This is a genomic window from Nocardia wallacei (assembly GCF_029868745.1).
In the GTDB taxonomy this organism is placed as follows: Bacteria; Actinomycetota; Actinomycetes; order Mycobacteriales; family Mycobacteriaceae; genus Nocardia; species Nocardia wallacei_B.
Genome location: NZ_JARWOP010000189.1, coordinates 1 through 24139 on the forward strand (window position 1 = coordinate 1; position 24139 = coordinate 24139).

Genomic DNA, 24139 nt, shown 5'->3' on the forward strand with positions numbered 1-24139 from the left:
GGGGGGGGGGGGGGCCGCCCCCCCCCCCCCCCCCAACACAAAAACCAACAACCCCCCCCAAAACAAAACCCCCGCCAAAAAAAAAAAAAAAACAAAAACAAACAACCGTAACCAAACACCACCCCCCCCACACCCACACCCCCCCGGGCCTGGGGGTCGCTTATCCCGGGGGGGGGGCCGGGGGTTGGGGCGCGGGGGGGTGGTCCCCCACCCGCCGGCCTTCCTCACACCGCGCGCAGGTGCGTGCGGCTGGCATAGACGTGCTCGGCGATGAGGGTCGCGACGCGGTCGGGCGCCTCCAGCATCGGAACGTGGCCGACGCCGTGCACGAGAATACGATCGGCCGAGTCGGGCAGTTCCCGCAGAAACCGTTGCGCAAAAGCACGATTCGGGATCACCCGATCGTGCTCGCTGAGCAGCAGGCGCACCGGGGTGCGCAGCGTGGACATGTCCTCCAGCGCGGGCATGCGCAGCCCGCCGGCCAGCAGCGGCAGCATGGCCGTGCAGTGCAGCGCCGACGCGATCGCCGCCTCCACGCCGCGCCGAGCCGCCGCGGCGGTGTTCTTGGCGAGCAGGTATGCCGCGAAATGCCGTACCGGAGCGCTGAATTGGACCAGCGGCGGCAGTCGCTTGCCGACCTGCACCACCGGCACCAGCGACAGGAATTTCAGCCCCACCCGGATCTGCAGCAGCGACGGCGACTGCCAGCCGCCGGCGGGCGCGATCGCGGTCAGCGTGCGGGCCCGGCCGCGCCGCGCCAATTCGAAGCCGACCCAGGCGCCGAGCGAATTTCCCGCGATATGGCAGGTGCGCCAGCCCAATTCGTCGAGTTGGGCCTCGACTCGATCGGCCAGTACGTCGATATCGATGTACCAGCCGTCCAGATCGGGGCCGCCCCAATGGCCCGGGAAGGCCGGCGCGAAGACCTCACAGGTACTGGATAATCGGAACGCCACCTGCTCCCAGCAGTGCGGCGAGAGCATGAACCCGTGCAGCAACAGCAGCGGATCCCCGGACCCGGTGTGCAGTGCCTGCATCGGTACGAGCGGGAGTGCGGATCGGGTGGTGCCGGACGTCATCGTTCGTCACCCCTTCCTGGACCTCGATGTCCACAGGGAGTTGATGACAGCATTGTACGGAGGAAATGTGTTCTACATCACCGCTACGGCATGATGTAAACGAGTCCCATTTCAATTTGCTGGGTGAGTGCGGCGCACGGGGTTCGGGCTATCGTGTCGCTGTGGGTTCTCACGAGCTGTTCCATCAGACCTGGTCGGACAACTATGCCTGCTACTGCACGATCTCCACGATCAACGTGAACGGGATTCGGGCGGCGACCGGCAAGACGGGCAAGGGGATGCTCGAGTGGCTGGCGGCCACCGAGTCCGACATCATCTGCCTGCAGGAGACCCGGGCAACCGACGAGCAGACGCGCAAGGCGCTGGCCCCGGCGCTGGAGGCCGGATGGCATCTGGCACACGCCGAACCGGGCACGAAAGGTCGGGCCGGGGTAGGCATCCTGTCTCGCCAGGAGCCACGCGCGGTGCGGACCGGGTTCGGTTGCGCGGAGTTCGACGGTATCGGCCGCTATATCGAGGCCGAGTTCGACGGGCTCACCGTCGCGAGTGTCTACGTCCACACCGGGGAGGCCGACACGCCGATGCAGGACGAGAAGTACCGGTTCCTCAACGCCCTGGGCGCGCATTTGCGCGCGCAGGCCGGTGATTTCGTGATCTGCGGCGACTGGAACGTCGCGCACACCGAGCTGGACATCAAGAACTGGAAGGGCAATGTGAAGAACTCCGGCTTCCTGCCCGGCGAGCGAGCATGGGTCGACGAGATACTGGCCGCCGGATACGTCGACGTGGTGCGCACTCTCCACCCCGGTGTGCCGGGACCCTACAGCTGGTGGTCCTACCGCGGCCGCGCGTTCGACAACGACGCCGGGTGGCGCATCGACTACCACCTGGCCCGCGGCGGCGTGGCCGGGCGGGCGAAACATGCGGTGGTGGAGCGGGCGTCGGAGTACGCGCTGCGCTGGTCGGACCACGCCCCGGTGACGGTGCAGTACCGATGAACCTCTCCGACAAGCGAATTCGCACGCTGCTGGTATTGGCCGGTCTGGTTGTCGCGGTGGTGGTGGCGGGCGTGCTCGCGCTGCGCGGTGGCACCGATTCCGGTAGTGGCACCGCGCAGTCCGTTGCCGCGAGTGCGACGGCGAAGCCGACGGCGAAGGCGGGCAACACTTCTGCGGTCAGCCGAGTCGCCGGTGTTCCCGAGCGTGCGTATCAGACGCTGGCGGAGATCGACGCCGGGCGCTGGCCCGACTCGGCGGGCGCGCCGGGCACCAAGGGCGGTGACCAGTGGATGAATCGCGATGGAACACTGGCGAAAACGGATTCCTCCGGCAAGGCGATCACCTACAAGGAATGGGACGTGAATCCGAAGAAGCGCGGCCAGTCCCGTGACGCCGAACGCATAGTCACCGGCAGCGACGGCTCGGCCTACTACACCGGAGACCACTACGAGACATTCACGAGGATGCGGTGATGACCAGGCCGATGACGTTGTCGCAGTTCCTGTCCGGCGCCGGCCCGGTGGTTGGTGAGCTGGCCGCCGACGACGGAAAGTTCAGCGGCGTGCGCTACCGGGCGCCCGACAACTTTCGCGTCCGTGAGCTGCGCGGCGCCAAGATGCGCACGCTCGCGGGCGTCTACGACGAATTCGCCGCGGCCTTCCAGTTCCCGTACTACTTCGGCGCGAACAAGGACGCCTTCGACGAATGCCTGCGCGACCTGGACGAATTCGTCGGTCCGGCGCGCGGCTACCTGGTGGTGGTCCGCGACGCCGAACAGTTGCTGGCCGACCAGCCGGAGCAAATGGACTGGTTCGCCGAGGCCATGCGCGACGCGGCCGCCTTCTGGTCCACTCGCGACACCGCGTATCGCGTTGTGCTGCAAGGTCGTCCCGAGCTGGCCGCGGTGCCGCTCACGCTCGCGGCCGACTGAGGCGCGGCCGCCGGGCGCGGTGCGTCAGCGGAGGCGTTTCGCCAGATCCTCCCCGAGCAGGACGAAGATATCGGTGGTGTGGTCGATCAGCTCGTCACGGGTCATGGGCAGGTCGCCCTGGAGCCAGCTCGTCAGGGTCTGGGCGAGGCCGCCGACGAGGTAGGTCGCGCGGAAGGCGATCACCGGGTCCGGTTCGGCGCCGGTGAGCCCGTAGAAGTCGATGCCGCTGGCCGCCACGAGATTCGCGAACGAGCGAATGGATTCGAGTGTGCGAGAGCGCAATTCGGGTGTCGCGGTGCCGACGATCGACGCCACCCGCGCCTTGCGCGGATCGTCGGTGAGCACATGGATGCCCGCCGCGATCGCGGCCCGCGCGGTGTCGCGGGTGTCGGCGGGCGCCGTCCGCAGCGCCGCCACGATCGCCGTCGCCAACTCCCCGGCGACACCGTCGAACAGCGCGGTGAGTACGGCGTCGCGGCCGTCGAATTGCTCGTAGTAGTAGCGCTCGTTCAGTCCGGCTCGCGTGCACAGCCCGGCGACGGTCAGTTTCTCCAGCCCCTGTGTGCCGATGATGTCCAGCGCGGCCTCGAGTAGCACGGATCTGCGTTGAGCGCGGCGCTGCGCTGCGGAGACCCCGCCGTACGTCCGTTGCGCTGCCACGTTCCGATTGTGACACGGCGCGCGCCCATCCCCGGACCCCGGATACGAACGCCGAGGAGGTGCGGCCGCAATTCTGGAGGTGCCTCTTGCCAGATTGTCGATTCTGGTGGATTCTGTTGCCAGATGCCCTGGACGAGGAGGCGACGATGCCCGAGACCGGCTATTTCTCCGACGATTCGATGATTCGCCGTGTCATGCGCAAGCGGGCGGTGGGCCTCACCTACGGTCAGCGCGCGCTGGTGGTCGGGGCCGTCCATCCGCTGCTGTACGTCGGGACCGCCGAGAACACCGAACACCGGACGACGCCCTACACGCGGCTCGCGCTCACCGGCCGGTTGTTCGAGGCGGTGTTCCTGGGCAGCCGGGCGGAGGCGGACCGGGCGCTGGCCTTCACGCACAAGAAGCATGCGCGGGTATCGGGTTCGCTGCCCGAGGACGCCGGTCCGCACCACCCCGCGGGCAGCGAATACTCCGCGACGAACCCCCATCTGATGTTCATGACCATGGCCTTCACCTTCGACTCCGCCGAGGTCATGCACGATCTGCTGATCCGCAGGCTCACCGCCGCCGAGCGGGAGGGTCTCTACCAGGACTACGTGCGCTGGGGAGAGCTGTTCGGTATGCCGCGCGCGGCGGCGCCGGCCGACTATCCCGCGTTCCGTCGCTTCTTCGACGACTATCTGGCCTCCGACGAAGTGTTCCTCACCGAGGAGGCGCGTCTGGTCGGCTCGTATCTGGCGGGCAGGCGGGTGCCGTACCCGCTGCGCGCGCCGCTGCACCAGGTGACCTCCGGTGTGTATCTGCTGATCCAGGGCAGCCTGCCGCCGCGGATCCGGGACATGTACGGGATCCGGTGGGGCGCCAAGGAGGAGTTGGCCTTTCGCACGCTGACCCAAGGCGTCCGCACGGCGCATCGCACACCGCCGCTCGCGCCGCGCCCGCTCCGCACAACGCTCGCCGGGCCCAGTGCCCCGGTGTATCGGATGCTCAGCCGTCGCGAGCATGACCTGGTCAGCTCCGGGCGGCCGAGTATGCCCGGTGTCGATCCGCTGAATCACGAGCAGCGCGGCGTCTCGTAGCGGATTCGATACTCAGTCCGCGCTGACGCCGGGCTTGCCGTTCTCGATGCGTCCTGTGACGCGCCGCCGGAAGTCCGAATCCTCGTCGGCGGTGATTTCCACGTCATACCAACCGTTTTCGGTAGTCCACTCGAGCGAGTGGGTCGCCCCGGCCGGTAGTTCGACACGCTCCTGGAGCCCGGCGTACCGCAACGCCGCGACCGTCACGGTGACCTGCCGCCGCCCCCGGTTGGCCAGCGAAATCCTGAGCCCGGCTCCCGAGGGCACCGTAGCGACCTCGACTCCCGCCGCCGGACCCGCTGTGCCGCCGCGCATTTCGTACCAGAACCGATTCGGCCCCTGCACCGATAGCTCGTAAGAGTCGGTGACGGTGAAGGTCTCGGTCCGCTCGCCGCGCACATCGCAGTGCCGTGGGCTGTCCGATACTCCGCCGAACGAGTAGAGGACGAAATGCGCCGACGCCGCACCGCTGTTCGTCAGCCGGAGAGTCAGTGTCGTCCCGGAGATCGATCCCGCGACCGCCGGTTGGTACGGCAGCGGGCGAGCGGGCCGCGCACCGGGCTCCTGGGCGGGCAGTGACTGCGCGTCCGGCGGCTCCGGCTTCCATCGGGCGACGGGGCTCGGAATACCTTTCGGCTCAGTCAATTTCGGTGGTTTTCCCGCAGCGCCGAAATCGAACACCGACCGCATGTCGCCGCACACCGTGCGCCGCCAGTCACTGATATTCGGCTCCCGCACACCGGTCCACTGTTCCAGGAATCGCAGCACCGAGGTGTGGTCGAAGACCTCCGAACTGACGAAACCACCGATCGTCCACGGCGACACCACGGTCATCGGCACCCGCGGGCCCAGCCCGATCGGCTTGCCGTCGTACCAGTCGTCGCCCCCGGGCGGTGGCACCGGCGAGGGCACGTGGTCGAAATAGCCGTCGTTCTCGTCGAAGTTGATGAAAATCGCTGTGCGGGACCAGGTGTCGAGGTCGGCGGCGACGAGGTCGAGCAGCCGGTAGATCAGGTTCGCGCTGCCCAGCGGGGTCGACGAGGAGGGATGCTCGCTGTATTTCGCGGGCGGTACCAGCCAGCTGACCTTCGGCAGCGTCCGCTCCTCGATGTCGGTGGCCAGCCGCCGCAGCAGGCTGTCGGGTTCGCCGCGATACATCGCCCGGTCGAACAGGCGCCGCTCCGGAGCGCTCAGCCGATCCCGTGCCGCGTCCAGTTGCCCAAGTAGCCGACGCTGGTCGGGCGGTGGCTTCTGCTGTAGCGCCTCGTAGAACTTCTCCGTCGTCGGATAGTTGCCCTCGACCTGGGAGAGCAGCTTCTTCCCGATGCTCTTGAAGGTCGCGAAGTACTCGACGGGATTGTCGGTGAAGTTGTCCCACTCCTGATAGATCTGCCACGAGACCCCGGCGGCCTCCAGCCGTTCCGGGTAGGTGGTCCACTCGTAGCCGGGATGGGCGGCCTCGTAAGCGGCATTGTCGACGGCGCGTTCATCGGTGCCGGGTTCGTACCCCGTGGTGCCGGTGAAGAAGTAGTTGCGATTCGGATTGGTGCCGCCGAACAGGGAGCAGTGGTAGGCGTCGCAGATGGTGAACGTGTCGGCCAGCTCGTACTGCAGCGGCAGGTCGCGGCGTTCGTAGTAGGCCATGGTCGCCGCGGTCTTCGCCGGAATCCAGCCGTCCCACCAGCCCCGCGCCCACGCCGCTGTGCTGCCGTCCCACTCGTGGTCGAGGCTGTCGAGGTATTGGATATCGCTGTCGGGGCGGCCCGCCCGCGCCGCCGCCTGCCGCAGCGAGAACGGCAGGACCGAGCCGCCCGCCGCGTCGGGCAGTCCCGGCCGCGGCGACCCGCGCGCGTCCGACATCAGCGAGACTCCGGACGCCGGCTGCCGGAAGACCGAGGCGCCGTTGCGCAGGCGCAGCGGCGACGAATCGGAGAACCCGCGCACGCCCCGCAAGGTCCCGTAGTAGTGGTCGAACGAGCGATTTTCCTGCATCAGCAGGATCACGTGTTCGATGGCCCGCAGCCCGCCCGGCCGCATCGGGGCGGCCATCGCCCGGTGCACGGCGGGCGGCAGCAGGGACGCGGTGGCCGAACCGGCCGCCAGCCCGAGCAGATGCCGCCGGGAGAGGATGGCCATGAGCCCAGTAAACCAACCACACGTGGGTGCCGGGTTACCGCGACACGGTTGCCGGGTGAATTTCCAGCGAGCAAGGTGCCGGTCGTCCGCCGGTCCGGGCATGCGAAGATCTGTGCATGTCGAGTCCTGCAGCACCCGGTGAGCGCAAGCAGCGTGTCCTGTCCGGCATCCAGCCGACCAGCGATTCCTTCCACCTCGGCAACTACCTTGGCGCGCTGCAATATTGGGTGACTCTGCAGGACGACTACGACGCCCTCTACTTCATCCCGGACATGCACGCGATCACCGTGTCGCATGATCCCAAGCAGCTGCGCAACCGCACCAAGCGGGCCGCGGCGCAACTCCTCGCCCTGGGCATCGACCCGAAGCGGTCGACGCTGTTCGTCCAGAGCCAGGTGCCCGAGCACGCCGAGCTGACGTGGGTGCTGAGCTGCATCACCGGCTTCGGCGAGGCCAGCCGGATGACCCAGTTCAAGGACAAGTCGGCCCGGCAGGGCGCGGAGAACGCCACCGTCGGCCTGTTCACCTACCCGGTCCTGATGGCCGCCGACATCCTCCTGTACCGGGCGCATCAGGTGCCGGTCGGCGAGGATCAGCGCCAGCACCTGGAGCTGACCCGCAATCTGGCCCAGCGGTTCAACACCCGATACAAGAAGACGTTCGTCGTCCCCGAGGCACACATCGTCTCCGGCACCGCGAAGATCTACGACCTGCAGGATCCGACGTCGAAGATGAGCAAGTCGGCCGCCACCGACACCGGGCTGCTCAACCTGCTCGACGACCCGAAGGTCTCGGCGAAGAAGATCCGCTCCGCGGTCACCGACACCGAACGCGAGATCCGCTACGACCCGGAGGCCAAGCCGGGGGTAAGCAATCTGTTGGTTATCCTGTCGTCGCTCACCGGCAGCCCCATCGTGACGTTGGAGAATGATTACTCCGGCAAGGGGTATGGCGATCTCAAGGGCGATGTGGCCGACGCACTGGTCGAATTTGTCACGCCGTTGCAGACGAAGGTGCAAGAGTATCTGGACGACCAGGGCGAACTCGATCGCATTCTCGGCGCCGGCGCCGAGCGCGCTCGGGAAATCGCCGGCAACACCCTGGCGCAGGTGTACGACCGGGTGGGGTTCCTGCCCCGCTGACGTCCACCTCGCGGGGCTGTGCACGACCGCCGACCGCCTTCGTGGTGACGCACGCTGCCCGATGCGCGGCCGGCCGACAGGTTTCGGGAGGACTGGTGTTCGGCAAGGTCAAGGCACGGATCGAACGTGAGGTACAGGCACGGCCGTGGCTGGACCATGCCATTCGCGCCGGCGGGCGGTATCAGCGCCAGCGCGGCGACTACTACGCCGCCGGCATCACGTATTTCACTGTGCTGTCGCTGTTTCCGCTGTTGATGGTCGGTTTCGCGGTGGCCGGATTCGTGCTGTCGCGCAACGCGGACCTGCTGGCCGAGTTGCAGCAGAAGGTGGTCGAGAAGGTTCCGGGCTCCTTCGGCGGGCAGCTGACCGACCTGATCGACCAGGCCGTGCGGTCGCGCACCGGCGTCGGCGTGGTCGGCCTGGTCGGCGCCCTCTACGCCGGGCTCGGGTGGATGGCGAACCTGCGGGCCGCGCTCACCGAACAGTGGGAACAGAAGACGCCGGAGGGGAATTGGGTCGGCAGCAAGGTGTCCGACCTGCTCGCGCTGCTCGGTCTCGGTGCGGCGATGGTGGTGTCGCTGGGGTTGTCGGCGCTCGCGGGCAGCGGTCTCGGCCGCAGCGTGCTGAAATCGGTCCACCTCGACAACGCGCCCGGCGTCGGCGTGCTGCTCACCGTCGTCTCGCTGGTGCTGGCCGTGCTCGCGTCCTGGGCGGTCTTCGTCTGGATAATCGCCCGCCTCCCGCGCGAACCGGTGACCTTGGTGAGCGCGTTGAAGGCGGCCCTGCTCGCCGCCCTGGCCTTCGAGCTCTGGAAACAACTCGCCAGCATCTACCTCAAATCCGTCCTCAACAGCCCGGCCGGTGTCACCTTCGGCCCCATCATCGGCCTGATGGTCTTCGCCTACATCACCGCCCGCATAATCCTCTTCGCCACAGCCTGGGCGGCCACCGCCCGCGAAAACGAGCCCGAAGCCGAAATCCCCCCGCCGCCACCGGCAGTCATCGAGCCGAGGGTGAATGTGGGGATGACCGCGCGGACGGGGGCGGCGCTGTTCGGGGCGGGTGCCGTGGCGGGGGCGCTGGTGGGGCTGCGGCGGCGGAGGTAGGTTCCCGCGCCGGCCGCTACCCGGCCCTGTCCGATACTCCTTGCTGAGTCATGCGGGTGATCTCACGCAAGATGGCCTGCTGCGAGCAGGGTTCGACGTGGAAGTCGTTGTGCTGCTGGCGATATACGTAGCGGCCGTCGCCCTCGACATCTACCCAGCTCAAGTACTGCGGTGGGAAGGGGCGCGAATCCTGTAGGCCGCACCGGACTTCGATGTGGCCGGTGCCTGCGCGCGGCGAACGCAACAGGCGACGAATGCGGTCGGTGATGGTTTCCTTTGTGCCGGTCCAGGATTCGAGGTCGGTGCGGATGCGGTCGAAGCTCTCGACCAGGGCCGGGTGCTTACCGGGCGGGACGTCGCCGAGCACGGCCGCGAACACCTTCGGCACGATCGCGGGCGAACCGACCTCGATCATCACATTGCCGCCCACGTCGTCGGTGGGGCCCGGGCGTTGGACCAGGGTGACGCCGACAGTGGTGTCGATTGCGCCGTACGCGCGCACCGGACGCTTGCGTTTACCCGTAACGAGCAGGGACACAGCCGGATTCGACGCCACCCGCAGTACTGCGGAAAGGTCGGGATCGTGGCCGCGCGGCAGGCGTTGCCGCAACTCTTCTTTCAGCTTCGCGTATTCGCTCTGCCATTGCACCGACGATCTCAGCTTCAGCGGGAACGGGTACCGGTCTATGTCGGTCTCCGCCCAGACGTGCATGAATTCGTCGGGAGTGAACTCCCACTTCACCTTTTCTGGCCCCCGCCGTTGTCCGGTTGGGTCTGCGCCGCAGGGATATCCGCGCCGATGGCCTGCGGAACCGTCCGCTCGCGGATGCCCAGCAGTTCTTCCTCACGGTCCATGACGAGGTAATCCGGCGTCTTGCGTTCCTTCTCGTCGTCCTCGCCCTTGCGGCCCGGCGCGCCCCCGCCCATGCCGGGCATGCCGGGTACGGCCGTCCCGGCCTTACCGGCACCCAGCGCGGCCGCGGCGGCCGGGTTCCCGGCACCCGGCACGCCCGTGCCGCTGCGCCCGGCGCCACCTGCCGAGCCGCCGGGGCGCCCGCTGCCGCCGCTTCCGAATCCGCCCGACGACCCGGAGCCACCACCACGACCACCCGAACCGCTCCCGAAGCCCGCGGCGGTCGTCTGGTTGCCGTTCGGCGAGGTCGCACCCGCACCCTGCTGGTTCGAGTTCGCGGCCTGACTCCCTTGGCTGCCTGCGGCATTCGAAGAATCGCTCGCCGTCGCGGTGCCGGCCGGATCGGCCTGTGCCTGTTGCTCACCGGTGCCGGACTGCCCGTCGGCGCTCCCGGTCTTGCCATCGGTCCCGGCTGCACTCGGCCCCCCGGTGCCAGGCGTCCAGCCGTTGTTGGGCGGGCCGTTCCCATCGTCGCCGGGGGAGTCGACCGGGGCGAACGTCGGGACGCCCTGGCCTGCGGGGTGATAAGTGGGATCGTAATTGGTCTGCATCGCGAGGATGGCCTGCTGATAAAGCTCCTCTTCCCCGGTCCCGTTCGTCACCGCAGCGCCCGGCGACTGAGCCCCCACGGTCTCGAGTACGTCTGCGAGCGAACCGGTCGTCGAACCCGGGCTGGAGGCCGCGGGCGGCGGCACGGAGCGCTTCACGGCCTCGGCGCCGTACGCCGCGGTCTCGATCCGAAGACCAACGACTCGAATCACTTCCTGCACATCGGTCGCCTGATCGACGAACTTGCGGGCCGCGGTCAGCGCGGCGTCGCCGAACTGTCCCTGGATCCCGTCCGAGAGGGCCTTCTGTATGGACAGGTTGAGTCCGAAGATCGCCCCGCCCAGACCCGCGGAGATTTCACCCCACTTCTTGGCGGACGTGTGCATCGCGTCCGGCTGCATCTCCTGGACGCGGTTATAGATCTCCTGATGCGACAGGTCCTTTTGATTCCAATGCTCGACATCCGGGATGTAGTCGGGATCGGTGCTGTTGTAGGCCAGCTGGCCCTGCATGATTCGCGACCCGTCCTGGGTCTTCTCGGCTCGCTGAATGATCTGGTGGGTCGGCAGGTCAACGCCGACGAGAAAGCCCGCGACGGCCTGCTGTGGGTTGAGAGGCGTGGTCTCACCGGTCATCAGTTGTCCTTGCCGATCGTCGGCTCGATGGCGGTGGCGATGTCGAGGAGGCCGTCGCAGGGCGCCACGTCCTGAGCTACACCAGCAAGGGTCACTGTGGTACCGAGGTCGACGAACCCGACTTTAGTTCGCAGGTGGATGTCGCAGGCGCGGGCAAGGTTGGGATCGTGCACCCACATCGCTTCTCTACCGTTGACGGTGATGGGCTGACTCCAAGCGCTGTTCTTCTGTATGTCTTCGTCCCATGTTGCGTTGCCGGAGAGCACACTCAATCCGCGAGTCTTCGACTTGAAGTCACAATTCAGGAAAGTGACTTCGGCGACCTGGTCCCCGGAGCGCGCTCTGCTGACGGGATCGAAACCGGTGGCTGCGATTACGTCATCAGGTATCCAGGTGCAGGGGTCGAATGCGACTGTCGGACGTCCGTAATTCTTTTGCGGCGGGGGTTGCAACGACGGGGCCGTCAACGTCGGATGCGGCGGGCGGGGTTGCGAGCTCGCACCGGTTGCGGCGGTGGTGCTGGGAGCGCCTTGGGAGTCCGTGGAGTCGTTGGTGTCGGACGTACAACCGACGACCAAGGCAAGCGCAGCCGCTGACACTGCGGAGCACCCGATCCATCGCATGGGCGTCACTGCGAAAGGCCAGACGCTGTTTTGATCGCCAGTGTGTTCATGCCTTCTGCCTCCTCGATATGGCCGCCGGCCCGCAGATATGCGGCCGCCATCCTGATGGCTGCTTCCTGGATGCCTAGCAAAGCCTCGGCGAGCGCCGCGCCCTTACGTTCGAACCCGGCTTGCAATGCAAGGGATGAGGCGAAACTGCCGAACCCGCTGAGCCTTTGAAGCTGGTTCGAGTCCTTGACCATCTTGTCCACTGACTCTGCGAACCGCTGATAGATCTCCGCGCACTTGCGGGCTGCGTCGCGGTCCATCTGGAACGTGCCCGCAACCGCCTGCTGGTACAGCCCGATCGCTGTCGACTGTCCCACATCCATCGACAGGCCCTCCCTTCGTGCTCGACGGCTTACCTTACTGGACGCACTGTCGGGTGACTTGGTTCCCTCTGTTGCGGATTTCGGGTACGAGTGGGGCCGAGAATGCAATGCTTCCTGGGGTTATGCGGAGATTGAATGAGATTCCGCGGTGGCGGGGGCGTGGGGGTTTTCAGGGTGATGGGGTGGCGGGACGTGAACTCGAAGGGAGGCGGAGCATGTCCGAGACTGGATCGACTCTGGCGCGGCGGCAGCTGGGCAAGTACTTGCGGGAGGGTAGGGAAGAGTGCGGACTCACGCTGGAACAAGCCGGTGCGCTGATCGAACGTAGCGCCAGCACGTTGCAGCGGATCGAGAAGGGCGTGGTAGCGCATCTTCGCGAGGTGGACCTGGAGGCCCTTTGCAAACTCTACGGCTTCAGTGAAGAACGCACGGCTGCGATGAAAGTGCTTGCGGCGCAGGGCAACGAAGATAGTTGGTGGTGTGATTTCGGTGACCTGATGCCGCCGACATTCGACTTCTATGTGGGATTGGAGGCCGCGGCACGGCGCCTCGTAACCTACGAGCCCGAACTGGTGCCCGGACTGCTGCAGACACCGGGCTACGCGAGCACTTTGATTCGATCGGTCTATCCGGATGATGGTCCGGAAGAACATGCCCGGCGAGTGCAACTGCGCATGCGCCGACAGCTCCGGGTCACGCGGAAGCATCAGCCGGCGAGTCTGGACGTCATCCTGCGCGAGTCGGTCCTCGAGCCCATGGTCGGTGGACCGAAGATCATGGCAGCGCAGCTGAAGCACTTGGCAGATATCAGTACTCGGGCCAACATCACGCTGCATGTATTGCCGTTCAGCGCGGGTTTTCCACTCGGCGTCGCGATCGGGCCGTTCGTAGTTCTCGACTTCGGCTCGGACCGGAGCGGCCAGACGATCGAGCCGCCTGTTGTCTACGCCGAATCCTTCACGGGGGATCTCTATCTTGCAAAACCGAGCGCGGTCCAGCGCTACCATCAGGCGTACGAGAGCCTCAGACGGAGTGCGATGGATGCCCCGGCCAGCCGGGCTTTGCTGAGGCGAATGGCAAAGGAGTACGCGTCCTGATGGTCGATCTATCGAGTGCGAAGTGGTTCAAGAGCAGCCGCAGTGGCGGTGATAAGAACTGCGTGGAAGTCGCTTTCCTCCCGAACGACCTTGTCGGCGTGCGGGATTCGAAGGCCCGCTCCGGTCCCGCGCTGGTGTTCAGCGGTCCTGAGTGGTCGGCGTTCACTGCGGCGGCGCAGCGCGGGGACTTCAACCGCTGAGGCGCTCGCGGTCTCGGCGGGTGAGTCTTCGGCGAAGCGCATTGGATCTTGTCGCCGGTCGAGCCTTACTCCGGCAGGTAGTAGAGGAGTACGAAGCCTGATGATCGATCTATCGCGTGTGAAGTGGTTCAAGAGCAGTTACAGCGGTGGCGACAAAGAGTGCGTCGAGGTTGCCTTCCTCTCGAACGACCTTGTCGCCATTCAAGATTCAAAGGCTCACCCCGCCCCCGCCTTGGTGTTCACAACCACCGAGTGGTCGGCGTTCACCTCGGCGGCGCAGCGGGGAGTCTTCGACCGCTGAGGTCTCGGGTCTCGGTAGGTCGAGTTGCCGGGTGTCCCGTGCTGCACAAGTTCATGCCGCGAGGGTTGCGGAGTGGTCGTGTCGGTGGCGTTCTCTCCGCTGACGTGCATGACACGGGTCGGCAGCGATGAGGGGGTGAATTCTCGCCCCCGTTCGGCGGCACGCTGCGCGTGGTGCGGCTACGCGACGGTAGGCCCTCGTCGGTGGGAAGGGCGTGAGAGGGTGCGCAGGCTCGATGGCGAGGTCGCCTTCCTCCCGATCCGCGGCGCGGAGTCTTCGACCGCTGAGGCGCTCGCTAACTCGGTCGGTTCAGTTGCCGGACTCCACGTTCTGTAACTTGCTGCACAGCCATCGGGCATCGACCTTTTCCATGGTGAGGTTGAAGGTCATCTGCTTGGCGCTGTTGGCTTGGCCGTTGTTGTCATTGCTGAACCGGCCGTTCATGACCGCGGAGACCTCGGCGCTGTTCTTCTCCGAAGACTTGGCCGAGCATTGGGGGTCGGTGGCTTTGGAATGTGCGTGCGAGTCGGTCATGGTCTTGCTGAGGGTTGGCCAGGACGATTCGAACTGGGTTTTCCAGTCACCGGTCGCGCCGTCGATGGCCGACGTTCGGTACGGCTCGAGGTCGGTGTAGTCGTAGTTGAACATCGTTTGTATGTAGGCGCATGCCGCGTCACTCGCCGCATCGCGAGCCTGATTCAGCGCGACCTGTTCGTGGTCCCGGCTCCAATTGTTGTACAGCACAACGATTGCCGTTGTCGCGCCGGCGATCAGAAGACCGGCGGCCGCACCGGCCGCGATCTTGGCGGTCGTGCGGGACGGCGGGCGTTTCGCGGGCGGGGGCGGTAGGGGCGTAGGTGCCGGGCTCGTCAGTGCCTGTTGCGCAGCATGGGCAAGTTCGCCGCAGCTCCAGAATCGTTCATCTCGGTTCTTAGCGAGCGCGCGAGCGATCACGGCATCGAAGGGTGGTGGCAGCCAAGGGTTTTGCTGGCTGGGCCGTGGAATGGGCAGGTTCAAATGACCGTGAATCAGCTGACCCGTGTTGGTGCCGGGATATGGAATCACCCCGGTGACCATGTGATAAAGCGTGCAGCCCAGCGCGTAGACGTCGGCTCGATGATCGACATGGGAATGGCCGTCGAACTGCTCCGGTGCGGCGTATTGAAAGCTGGCATACAGCTCGCCGGTCCGGGTGAGGTTGTTGGATCTGTCGAGAGCCTTCGCGATACCGAAGTCGGCCAGCAGCACCTGTTCGAGCTTGTTATTGGCCAGCAAGATGTTGGCGGGCTTCACATCTCGATGCAGGATTCCCGAGTCATGGGCGGCATCAAGAGCTTTGGCCGTCTCGCCCACGATGCGGACCGCCGACTCCGGGCGGATCGGGCCATTGCGCAACAAGGCACCCACGTCGGTGCCTTCGATGTACTGCATGGCCATCCACAGCCGATTTCCCTCTCGGCCACGGGAATAGACGGTGACTATGTTCGGGTGCGACAGCCGAGCGGCGGTGTCGGCCTCGCGTAGGAACCGCGCCTGTGCGTCCGGGTCACCGGCGACGCTGGGACCGAGAACTTTCAGCGCGACATAGCGCGGCAGGTCACGATCGTGTGCGAGATAGACCTCTCCCATACCGCCCGAGCCGAGTCGGCGCTCGATGCGAAATCCGGCGAAAACCTCACCGTCTCTCAGTGATTGACCCACGTAAGGGTACCTCCCGCCCTGACTCCCTGGCAGACACCCTACTGTATGGTCGGTTGGCCGGTCAGCGGGCATGGTCGGCCTATGGCCGGAGCGAAGTCCGGGTCTGGATCGCAGTAGGGGGTCGGGTGCTCGACGCAGGGGACGTGTGCGCGGGATACGTCATCGAGCGTGTTCTCGGCCGAGGAGGCATGGGTTCGGTCTATCTTGCGCGGCATCCTCGGCTGCGCCGCCTCGTCGCGCTGAAACTACTGAACAGTGACCTTTTCGCGAATCACGAGATGCGAACTCGATTCGAGCGTGAGGCCGATCTGGTGGCTCGATTGGATCACCCGGGGATTGTCGCGGTGTACGACCGCGGCGTCGAGGGCGACCAGCCATGGATAGCGATGCAGTACGTCGACGGCGTCGATGCCGGGACGATCGATCCGGCCGTACTGCCGCCGGATCATGCCGTGCAGATAATCGGTCGAACCGGGGAAGCTCTGGACTATGCCCATGGTGTGGGCGTCCTGCACCGGGATGTGAAGCCCGCGAACATCCTGATCCCACGCGCCAACGGTGTCGGCGGACGCACCTTTCTCGCCGATTTCGGGATCGCCCGGCTCCGCGGCGAGACCGGCTATCTGACGCAGGCCGGCGCGATCAACGCGACGTTGTCCTATGCCTCGCCCGAACAGCTGACCGGAGCAGCTCTGGATCATCGAGCGGACCAGTATTCTCTGGCGTGCACATTGTTCTGGTTGCTGTCCGGCCGCGCACCATTTCAGTCGGAGAATTCCGCCGCGGTGATCAAAGGGCATCTACAAGAGGCTCCGCCGGAGTTGAGCGCGGTGCGGCCGGGGCTTCCCGCTGCCCTGGATATCGTGTTCGCTCGAGGGCTCGCGAAACGGCCGGCGGATCGTTTCGCATCCTGCACGGAATTCTCCACGGCGGCATGGCACGCGCTGACCAGAGGTGTCGCGCCGTCCGGCTACGTGCCGGTCGTCCCGGCCCCCGCCCCGATGCCGACGCCCGAGCCCGTACGGGTGCAGCACGCGCCGCCGCCGATTTCCGAGGCGCCGAAACGACCTTTCTCCCGGTCATCCGTTCTGGTGGGAGCGGGTATCGCGCTGGTCGTCGTGCTCGGTGTCGGTATCGGCATCGTGGTTGGAACGCAGACGAGCACGTCACCGGCTGCCGCGCCGAAAACTACCTCGGCCGGGCCGACTGCCGATCCGCAAAAGGCGAAGGACGAAGCGGAGCTTATTGCGGCCGTCAAGGCGATCAGTGCCGCGTTTCCGAAGATGGTTCCTCCCGATATTACCGGTCCCAACGGGAGCAAGCCCATCGGCTATGGGGGACGCGAGTGTAGTTTCATCGGCAAGTATTGGCGCCCTTATGTGGCACCCGGCGAGGTGGATTACGGAAATTGGGTCGGGGGTTGGCGCTGCATTGGGAAGGGAGACGCGGGATTCACGATACTTTCGTACCGGTCTCCGGACGATGTACAAAGTGCGGTCGGCGCTCTGGGCGCCGATCGTTCGGTCGATGCCAAAGATGGCCGTTCCTATACGAACTACAAGCTTTTCAACAAGGACCGCAACGGTAACGAGTCGGCGGTCATGATCACCACCTTCCCGGACGACCCGGAACGGGCCGCGTACTTGATGTACCTGACTCCGGCCTGGATGGGCCGGGCCCAAATGGACAAACTCGTCAACTGGTGGAACGAATGCGACGCCTTCTGAGCGCGGCACCACCAACTTACGTAACAGCCACGCCGTGCAGCAGCACATCGACCAACCCGTCGAATACCGGTGCGGACCGGTGGGGATCGTAGGACGCGGACAGGGTGTGCAGGAGGAGGCTGCCGATCATGGCGTTCGCGACGGCCTCGACATCGACGCCGTCGCGGATTTCGCCGCGTTCGGCGGCCTGCCGCAGCCGGGAGATCAATCCCTCGCGCTGGGGAGCGTTGAGTTGCTGGTAGAGGGCGTCGCTGTCGGACGGGCTGGCCGCCGCCGCGGCGACGATGGCTCGAATCAGTGCGGCGGACGACGGGTCGGCGACGAATTCCGCGTGCTCGGCGAACCACGCGGACAGGTCCGCGCGCAGATCACCGGTGTCGGCGACGCGGAAGGAACTTCGGCGCCCGTACGCGTCGAGTACCGCCTCGGCCACCAGCGGCGCCTTGGACGGCCATCGCCGGTAGAGGGTCTTCTTGCCCACTTCGGCGCGAGCCGCCACGGCTTCCATCGACAACGCCGTATAGCTGCCCGAGGCCAGCAGTTCACGGGTCGCGGCGAGGATGCGGTCGTGCAACCGCGCGTCGCGTGGTCTGCCGCCGCGCTCATCAGACATGCCTGGAAGCGTATCCATCGTCTGCGTGGTGACCGACGGTAGTGCGCGAAAGCGGTTGTGTGTCGCGGGTATTCGCGCGATTCGCCCCGAACCGTCCGCTAGTGCGGGTAGCCTCCATGAGATACGACACGGGTCGTATACTAACCACATTCGATGGAGAGGTCGGGCAAGTGGACCGTGCCGAGTTGACCGTGCCGCAGGACTGGGACGACATCACGCCGGAATGGATGACCGCCGCACTCGGTGGCCGCCATCCCGATGCCGAGATCGGCGAAGTGCGCGTGCGGCTACGTGACGACGGGACGAACCGCCGCGCGCGCCTGGCTCTGACGTACGCGAAGGGGACCGGGCCCGCGACGGTCTTCGTCAAGGCGACCGATCCCGCCCACACTCCGTTGCACAAGCTGACCAGCGGACTGTTCCACGAGCCACGCCTGTTCGATGCCGGTGTGCCGCTGCCGGTCGACCATCCCACGGTGTACGCCGCACCCATCGACACGGCGGCCGACCGGTTCTGCCTGGTGATGGAGGACCTGCCCGCCCGCGGCGCGACGATGCTCGATGCGACTACACCGCTGTCGGAGGAACAGGCCGCGGCGGGAGTCCGCGCGCTCGCGCGGCTGCACAGCGCCTACTGGGGTGACCGCGTGCGGGATCCGAAACTGCACTGGCTCGAACCCTTCCGGCCGTGGGGTGACGTCATGCGCGCCGCACCGATCGAGAAGACATTCGAACGACTCGGCGCCGACGCGCCGCCGGAGGTGACGGCCCTGACCGTCGACTCCCTGATCGATGACGTCTGGGAGCCCTATATCCACACCCTCACCACCACCGCGCCCACACTGCTGCACGGTGACCCGCACATCGGCAATACCTACCTGCTCCCCGACGGCGAGATCGGTTTCCTCGACTGGCAAGTCGTCCGTCGCGGCAACTGGTCGCTCGATGTCGGCTACTTCCTGCAGGGCGCGCTGACCGTCTCCGACCGCCGCCGCAGCGAGCGGGCTCTGCTTACCGAATACCGCGACACGCTGGCCCTGCCCGCCGACGAGAAACCGACCGCGGAGGAGATCTGGTTGCGCTACAGCGCGTCGGTGGCCCACGGCCTGACCCTATGGTTGGCCACCGCCAGCGCCGGCGAACTCTGGCAGCGCCCCGACATCGCTCTCGCTCTCGCACAGCGGTATTCGACCGCCTACGCCGACCTGGATACGCCGGCCGCGCTCCGTCGCATCAGCACCTGACCATCAGCCGTACACCCGCGATAGTCGGAGATTCTCGGAGCCGTGTCGATCTGCCTATGCGTGAGAAGGGCTTTCGGGCTGTCTATTGTCGCGGGCATCGACCAATGCCCGGATATCGATCCTCGTCATGGCGTGTACCGCCGTGAGAATGCGTTGCGCGGCTTCGGGTTCCGCCTCGGCCAGTAGTTCACCGAGGATATTCGGGACGATCTGCCAGGTAACCCCGAATCGGTCGGTCAGCGAGCCACCCGGGCCTTCCTGCCCGCCCTCGGTGAGGGCCGCCCACGCGGTGTCGACTTCCTCCTGGGTGTCACATTCCAGATACAGCGAGATCGCACCGGAGAAGGCGAACTGCGGTCCGCCGTTGTAAGCGATGTAGCGTTGTCCGGCCAGCTCGAAAACGACGGTGGTGACGCGGCCGTCCGCGTCGCGTTGCCGGTCGAGTATCGCGGAATCCGCGAAAAGGCCGGTGTAGTGGTCGGCGGCTTCCTCGGCGTGGCCGTCGAACCACAGGAATGTGCTCGCTCGCATGGTTTTTCCTCTGTGGTATTCATCGAGCTGGACCGTGTCGGCCACCTTCTCCATGCCGCGTCGGACAAGGCGTTTCGGCAGGAACCGCAGCATTCGGATCGCCTGGTTGCGCAGCCGCAGCTGCCGGTGTGATTCGGGCATGAGACCGCCGTCGCCGGCACGGCGGGCGAATTCCTGGGCTCGATGCACGAACAGCCGCATCTTCTGCTCGTACGCGGGGTAGGCGCGGGTGTGGTCGCCGCCGGCGGTGGCGAGTTCGCCTGCCAGGATGTAGGCGCCGACGAGTGCGAGGCTGGTGCCGATACCGGACATCGGTGACGCGCAGTAACCGGCGTCTCCGAGCAGTACTGTCCGGTCGCGCGACCAGACGTCCATGTCGACCTGCACCGTTCTGTCGAAATAGAAATCGGGCGCATCCCGGATGGCCGCGAGCATTTCGGGGACCAGCCACCCGTCGTCCTCGAAGGCGTCGATCACGATGCGTCGCTGCGCGTCGGTATCGCTCCGAACGTCCGGCAGCGGCGCCGAGCGCAGGAAGAACCCGGTCAGTGCGGTGCCCGGCTCGAGTTGCGGATAGAAGGCCGCGGTGCGGCCGGGCCGTCCGCCGCCCGCGGGCACGGTGTACATCAATCGCCAGCCGTCGTATTCCATCTCTGTCGGCGCGGTGAACAGCGACATATAGGAGCCGAGATCGCGGAGGTAGCGTTCCTCCGGCCCGAATATCAACTGCCGCACAGCGGATCGCACACCGTCGGCGCCGACCAGCAGGTCGAACTCCCTGGATGCACCCTGTTCGAATCGGACGCGGACACCGTCGCCGTCCTGTTCGACGGCGGTGATCGCATCGCCGAAGACGTATTCGACCGCGTCGCTGGTGGTGTCGTAGAGAATCCGCGCCAAATCGGTTCGCCGGATGGACAATTCGGCGACCGGGCCGCCCGAATGCCCGAACACGTCGGTACCCATCGTCGCGACCCGTTTGCCCGCGCTGTCGACGAATGCCATACCGCGTGCCCCGGTGCCCGCTGCCCGAACCCGCGCGACGATATCCATCCGCGCGGCCACCTCCCGGGCCGTACCGCGAATATCGACCGCGTGACCACCACTGCGAGGTCCTGGGGCGCGTTCCACCACGGTCGGCCGGAAGCCGTATTCGTGCAGCCAGTACGCGAGGGCCGGTCCGGCGATTCCGGCGCCGGAAATGAGGATGCTCTGGTTTTTCATCGGTTACTCCTGTGCAGGGACCGCACTAGGGGCGTGCGTACGATGTATTGGTCTCGGTGCTCAGCGTAGGCGAAATGCCGTGATAAACACCAGTTGTGGAGCCGAATAGTGCACTAGGGCGCTGGGAAATGAACTAGTGCACTCGGCGTTGGGGAATATCGCTATGCCTGCGCTACCAAGACGGCGAATCCGTCCAGATGGCGCGCGAGCCCGTATTCGAACAGTTCGTCCAGATCCACGGCAATGTCGCCGGGCGCCTCCGCCAGCAGGGGAAATCGGCCGCTGTCGAGAAGATCACGGGCCCGTGCCAGCTGCGCTACCTGCCACCCGTCGTGGGAGACGCCGGTGTTCTGTTCCGTTTCGATTTCCTCGGCCACCGACAGCGCCAAGGTGAGGACCAACGCGTGCAGGGTGAGCGCTTCGCGCATTCGGATCGCCATGGGCAACCCCAGCCCCTCGAGCGCGCCGAGCACCCACTCCGTCTGCGCCATCATGTTCGGCGCCAACAGGGGCCGGGTGAACGAGACGATTCGGGGCAGCCAGAGGTGCCGCCGACACAGCTGCCAGTGCTGCCGGGCGCTGAATTCGAGCTCCGCGCGCCAGCCGCGCGTACCCGGTGCGGGAAGGTCGAGTTCACCGAAGGCCTCGTCGGCCATCCGGGTGAGCAGTTCGTCCTTGTTCGCCACATGCCGATACAGCGACATCGGCCCCGTGCCCAGTGCGATCGCCAGGCGGCGCATCGACACCGCGTCGAGCCCCTCGCCATCCGCTATCTCGATGGCCTTGCGCAGCACCTGTTTTCGTTGCAGAGCGCGCTCCGGAGCAGCGGGTTGGCGGGACTCGGGCGAGGGCCTCGGCTGCTTCCGGTGGCCGGGCGAGCTGACCACGGTCCACGACCCGACCTTCGTCTCGACCAGGCCTTCGTCGCGCAGGGTCGCCGTCACCTTGGTCGCCGTCGCTACCGCGACACCCCAGCGTTGAACGATCTGCCGGATGGAGGGGACCCGGTCGCCGGGGCGCAACGCACCACTGGTGATCCGCTCCCGGATCTCCGCGGCGATCACCAGGTACGGCGAGTCCGGGCGTTCCGACGACGACATATAACTCCGATCCGCCGAACTAGGGCGTGCACATCCGGCAGTGGTGCCGTGCTCGAGTCTCCGCCGCTGCCGGAACATCAACTTACGTCCGTCGCCGCACTCGGAAAATATTTTCGGTGCCGTGTCGATCCGCTACTTCCCTGTTCGACCTATGCGTGAAAGGGTCCGACGGGGGCCCACAGCCGAGGAGAGAAAACCATGAAGTACATGCTGATCATGCGCGCTACCGACGAGGGCATGGCGAAGATGGCCGACGTCGACTTCGCCGAGATGCTCGACACTATGGGCCGGTTCAACGACGAGCTGATCCGGGCCGGGGTGCTGCTCGCCGCGGAGGGGCTCGAGGATCCGGCGGAGGGCGTGGTCGTCGACTACTCGTCGGAGACTCCGGTGGTCACCGACGGTCCGTACGGCGAGACGAAAGAGCTGTTCGGCGGCTATTACATCCTGAACGTGGCGTCGAAGGAAGAGGCCATCGAGTGGGCGAAGCGGCTGCCGATGGCCGGGCCCGGGTTCAAGACCGAGATTCGCCGGGTGCCCACGATCGATGAGTTCCCGCAGGACAATCAGTGGGTCCAGAAGGAGCGGGCGTGGCGCGAGGCGACCGGTCAGCTCTGATCGACCGATAAGCCGAACAATGGTCGACCCCGCGAGCCGCGCGACCGTCGCCGCGGTGTGGCGCATCGAGTCCGCCCGGATCGTCGGTGCGCTCGCGCGCTACACCGGCGATTTCGCCCTGGCCGAGGACCTCGCCCAGGAGGCGCTGGCCGAGGCCCTGGTGACCTGGTCACGCGACGGTGTGCCGCGCAACCCCGCGGGCTGGTTGCTCACCGTGGGCCGGCGTCGCGCGATCGACGGCTTCCGCCGCCGCGCGGCCCTCGACGACAGGCATGCCGCTCTCGCCCGCGACCTGGGCGAGGGCGGCATCGCCGCCGGCAGCCCGCCGGTCCGCCCGGACGAGGAGGACGTGTTGTGGGATCCGGATCAGATCGATGACGACGTCCTGGCCCTGATGTTCACCGCCTGCCACCCGGTGCTGTCCCGGGAGGCGCGGGTCGCGCTCACGCTGCGCGTGGTCGGCGGCTTGACCAGTGACGAGATCGCCAAGGCGTTCCTGGTCCCGACCGCGACCGTACAGGCCCGCATTACCCGGGCGAAGAAGACGCTCGCCGCGGCCCGGGTGCCGTTTCGGGTGCCGTCGCCGGAGGAACGGGCCGAGCGGCTCGGGTCGGTGCTGAGCGTGCTGTACGTGATCTTCACGGAGGGTTCGTCGGCCAGCTCCGGCGCCGACGTGATCCGGCTCGACCTGGCGGGAGAGGCACAGCGCCTCACCCGCGTGCTGGCTCACCTGATACCGCAGGAGCCGGAGGTGCACGGCCTGCTGGCGCTGCTCGAACTGACCGCGGCGCGTTTCCCCGCCCGCACCGGTCCCGACGGCGAGCCGATTCTGCTGGAGCATCAGGACCGCCGCCGCTGGGATCGCGCGGCCATCCGGCGCGGTCGAGCGGCCCTGGAACGCGCGGAGCAGGTCGGCCGCGGACTGGGCGCCTACGGTCTGCAGGCGGCGATCGCCGAATGCCACGCCACGGCGGCCTCGGTCGAAGTCACCGACTGGCCGCGCATCGTGCTGCTGTACGAGGCGCTCGGCCGCTTGGCGCCCTCCCCGGTGGTCGACCTCAACCGCGCGGTGGCAGTAGCCATGGCCCACGGGCCGACCGCCGCCCTACCCATAGTCGATGATCTGATCGACACCAACGCACTGCCGAACTCGCACCTATTGCCAAGTGTCCGTGGCGAATTGCTCGCACGCCTGGGTCGTACCGCCGACGCCCGCATCGAACTCGAGCGAGCAGCGAAGCTCTGCGGCAACGAGCGCGAGCGAAAGGTGTACGAGCGCAAGCTCGCTCAACTGGACTGAGGCGGTCCGATCGATCGCACACCCATACACGGCAACGCCGCCGGGGCCCCGGCCCGGTTGGGGGCACGCGGGGGGGCCCCGCCGGGGGGGGTGGGGCCCCCTGCGGGGCACGTGTGGGGGCCCCCGGGGGCAACCCCGGCGTCCCCCGGGGGGGGTCCCGGGGCGGCCGGCCCGATCGACATGGCCGCCGGAATCGTTGCGCCCGCCGAGATCTCGGAGTGGCGTACCGGGTTCGCCATCGTCGAACAGGTGCGCAAGCTG

24 protein-coding genes are annotated in these 24139 nt (G+C 66.7%); 13 read left to right on the forward strand and 11 right to left on the reverse strand.

Annotated features, from left to right (window positions below):
• Nucleotides 1-224: 224 nt before the first annotated feature.
• Nucleotides 225-1079 (reverse strand): alpha/beta fold hydrolase, encoded by an 855-nt coding sequence (locus QH470_RS15580; protein ID WP_280273075.1) that lies wholly within the window; start codon nt 1077-1079, stop codon nt 225-227.
• 278 nt (nt 1080-1357) lie between these two features.
• Here QH470_RS15580 and QH470_RS15585 point away from each other — a divergent pair, with 278 nt between their 5' ends.
• The 3 genes from QH470_RS15585 to QH470_RS15595 are packed head-to-tail and all read left to right on the forward strand — an operon-like array spanning nt 1358 to nt 3008.
• Entirely contained in the window at nt 1358-2077 is a 720-nt protein-coding gene (locus tag QH470_RS15585; RefSeq protein ID WP_425302677.1) for an exodeoxyribonuclease III, read from the forward strand.
• Nucleotides 2074-2550 (forward strand): guanyl-specific ribonuclease, encoded by a 477-nt coding sequence (locus tag QH470_RS15590; protein ID WP_280273077.1) that lies wholly within the window; start codon nt 2074-2076, stop codon nt 2548-2550. Before QH470_RS15585 ends, QH470_RS15590 begins: the two co-directional genes overlap by 4 nt.
• On the forward strand, nt 2550-3008 hold the full coding sequence (locus tag QH470_RS15595) for a barstar family protein (protein ID WP_280273078.1): 459 nt from the start codon (nt 2550-2552) through the stop codon (nt 3006-3008). The genes QH470_RS15590 and QH470_RS15595 overlap by 1 nt, the downstream gene beginning before the upstream one ends.
• A 24-nt stretch (nt 3009-3032) precedes the next feature.
• Here the strand turns inward: QH470_RS15595 and QH470_RS15600 are convergent, their stop codons facing one another.
• Nucleotides 3033-3668 (reverse strand): TetR/AcrR family transcriptional regulator, encoded by a 636-nt coding sequence (locus tag QH470_RS15600; RefSeq protein WP_280273079.1) that lies wholly within the window; start codon nt 3666-3668, stop codon nt 3033-3035.
• 146 nt (nt 3669-3814) lie between these two features.
• On the opposite strand from QH470_RS15600, the gene QH470_RS15605 reads away from it, so the two are divergent.
• Complete coding sequence (locus QH470_RS15605) at nt 3815-4747, forward strand: oxygenase MpaB family protein (protein ID WP_280273080.1); 933 nt, start codon at nt 3815-3817, stop codon at nt 4745-4747.
• Nucleotides 4748-4759: 12 nt separating this feature from the next.
• Here QH470_RS15605 and QH470_RS15610 read toward each other — a convergent pair whose 3' ends face one another.
• A complete protein-coding gene (locus QH470_RS15610; protein ID WP_280273081.1) occupies nt 4760-6883 on the reverse strand; it encodes a phosphocholine-specific phospholipase C in 2124 nt (707 codons plus the stop codon).
• A gap of 116 nt (nt 6884-6999) precedes the next feature.
• Here QH470_RS15610 and trpS point away from each other — a divergent pair, with 116 nt between their 5' ends.
• The gene (gene trpS / locus QH470_RS15615) at nt 7000-8025 is read left to right on the forward strand and encodes a tryptophan--tRNA ligase (RefSeq protein WP_280273082.1); all 1026 of its coding nucleotides are present in this window, start codon (nt 7000-7002) and stop codon (nt 8023-8025) included.
• Between the two features lie 95 nt (nt 8026-8120).
• Nucleotides 8121-9131: an inner membrane protein YhjD gene (yhjD, locus tag QH470_RS15620; RefSeq protein WP_280273083.1), complete on the forward strand. Its 1011-nt coding sequence runs from the start codon at nt 8121-8123 to the stop codon at nt 9129-9131.
• 16 nt (nt 9132-9147) lie between these two features.
• Here the strand turns inward: yhjD and QH470_RS15625 are convergent, their stop codons facing one another.
• Genes QH470_RS15625 through QH470_RS15640 form a run of 4 tightly spaced genes read right to left on the reverse strand, consistent with a single transcriptional unit; the run spans nt 9148 to nt 12222 of the window.
• On the reverse strand, nt 9148-9873 hold the full coding sequence (locus QH470_RS15625; RefSeq protein WP_280273084.1) for an ESX secretion-associated protein EspG: 726 nt from the start codon (nt 9871-9873) through the stop codon (nt 9148-9150).
• A complete protein-coding gene (locus tag QH470_RS15630; protein WP_280273085.1) occupies nt 9870-11228 on the reverse strand; it encodes a hypothetical protein in 1359 nt (452 codons plus the stop codon). The genes QH470_RS15625 and QH470_RS15630 overlap by 4 nt, the downstream gene beginning before the upstream one ends.
• The gene (locus QH470_RS15635; RefSeq protein ID WP_280273095.1) at nt 11228-11851 is read right to left on the reverse strand and encodes a DUF3558 domain-containing protein; all 624 of its coding nucleotides are present in this window, start codon (nt 11849-11851) and stop codon (nt 11228-11230) included. Before QH470_RS15635 ends, QH470_RS15630 begins: the two co-directional genes overlap by 1 nt.
• 5 nt (nt 11852-11856) lie before the next feature.
• The gene (locus tag QH470_RS15640; RefSeq protein WP_280273086.1) at nt 11857-12222 is read right to left on the reverse strand and encodes a hypothetical protein; all 366 of its coding nucleotides are present in this window, start codon (nt 12220-12222) and stop codon (nt 11857-11859) included.
• 215 nt (nt 12223-12437) lie between these two features.
• Here QH470_RS15640 and QH470_RS15645 point away from each other — a divergent pair, with 215 nt between their 5' ends.
• The 3 genes from QH470_RS15645 (at nt 12438) to QH470_RS15655 (ending at nt 13820) form a co-directional block, all read left to right on the forward strand.
• Complete coding sequence (locus tag QH470_RS15645) at nt 12438-13319, forward strand: helix-turn-helix domain-containing protein (protein WP_280273087.1); 882 nt, start codon at nt 12438-12440, stop codon at nt 13317-13319.
• Nucleotides 13319-13519, forward strand: a complete 201-nt coding sequence (locus QH470_RS15650) for a DUF397 domain-containing protein (RefSeq protein WP_425302676.1) — start codon at nt 13319-13321, stop codon at nt 13517-13519. The genes QH470_RS15645 and QH470_RS15650 overlap by 1 nt, the downstream gene beginning before the upstream one ends.
• 100 nt (nt 13520-13619) lie before the next feature.
• Nucleotides 13620-13820 carry a DUF397 domain-containing protein gene (locus tag QH470_RS15655; protein WP_342228445.1) on the forward strand — a complete coding sequence of 67 codons (201 nt, stop codon included), beginning with the start codon at nt 13620-13622 and terminating at the stop codon, nt 13818-13820.
• Nucleotides 13821-14129: 309 nt separating this feature from the next.
• Here the strand turns inward: QH470_RS15655 and QH470_RS15660 are convergent, their stop codons facing one another.
• Complete coding sequence (locus QH470_RS15660; protein ID WP_280273088.1) at nt 14130-15521, reverse strand: serine/threonine protein kinase; 1392 nt, start codon at nt 15519-15521, stop codon at nt 14130-14132.
• Nucleotides 15522-15664: 143 nt separating this feature from the next.
• Between QH470_RS15660 and QH470_RS15665 the strand changes: the two genes are divergently transcribed.
• A complete protein-coding gene (locus tag QH470_RS15665) occupies nt 15665-17248 on the forward strand; it encodes a serine/threonine-protein kinase (RefSeq protein WP_280273098.1) in 1584 nt (527 codons plus the stop codon).
• A 16-nt stretch (nt 17249-17264) separates the two neighbouring features.
• Here QH470_RS15665 and QH470_RS15670 read toward each other — a convergent pair whose 3' ends face one another.
• Entirely contained in the window at nt 17265-17861 is a 597-nt protein-coding gene (locus QH470_RS15670) for a TetR/AcrR family transcriptional regulator (protein WP_280273089.1), read from the reverse strand.
• A 170-nt stretch (nt 17862-18031) separates the two neighbouring features.
• Here QH470_RS15670 and QH470_RS15675 point away from each other — a divergent pair, with 170 nt between their 5' ends.
• Nucleotides 18032-19105, forward strand: a complete 1074-nt coding sequence (locus QH470_RS15675) for a phosphotransferase (protein WP_280273090.1) — start codon at nt 18032-18034, stop codon at nt 19103-19105.
• Between the two features lie 54 nt (nt 19106-19159).
• Here QH470_RS15675 and QH470_RS15680 read toward each other — a convergent pair whose 3' ends face one another.
• Both QH470_RS15680 and QH470_RS15685 read right to left on the reverse strand, forming a co-directional pair.
• Nucleotides 19160-20860, reverse strand: coding sequence for a VOC family protein (locus QH470_RS15680; protein ID WP_280273091.1), 1701 nt, complete (start codon nt 20858-20860; stop codon nt 19160-19162).
• Between the two features lie 161 nt (nt 20861-21021).
• Nucleotides 21022-21960 carry a TetR/AcrR family transcriptional regulator C-terminal domain-containing protein gene (locus QH470_RS15685; RefSeq protein ID WP_280273092.1) on the reverse strand — a complete coding sequence of 313 codons (939 nt, stop codon included), beginning with the start codon at nt 21958-21960 and terminating at the stop codon, nt 21022-21024.
• A gap of 198 nt (nt 21961-22158) precedes the next feature.
• On the opposite strand from QH470_RS15685, the gene QH470_RS15690 reads away from it, so the two are divergent.
• Together QH470_RS15690 and QH470_RS15695 are read left to right on the forward strand one after the other, a co-directional pair.
• Entirely contained in the window at nt 22159-22578 is a 420-nt protein-coding gene (locus QH470_RS15690; RefSeq protein ID WP_280273093.1) for a YciI family protein, read from the forward strand.
• A 19-nt stretch (nt 22579-22597) separates the two neighbouring features.
• Nucleotides 22598-23878, forward strand: coding sequence for an RNA polymerase sigma factor (locus tag QH470_RS15695; protein WP_280273094.1), 1281 nt, complete (start codon nt 22598-22600; stop codon nt 23876-23878).
• The last annotated feature ends 261 nt before the right edge of the window (nt 23879-24139 follow it).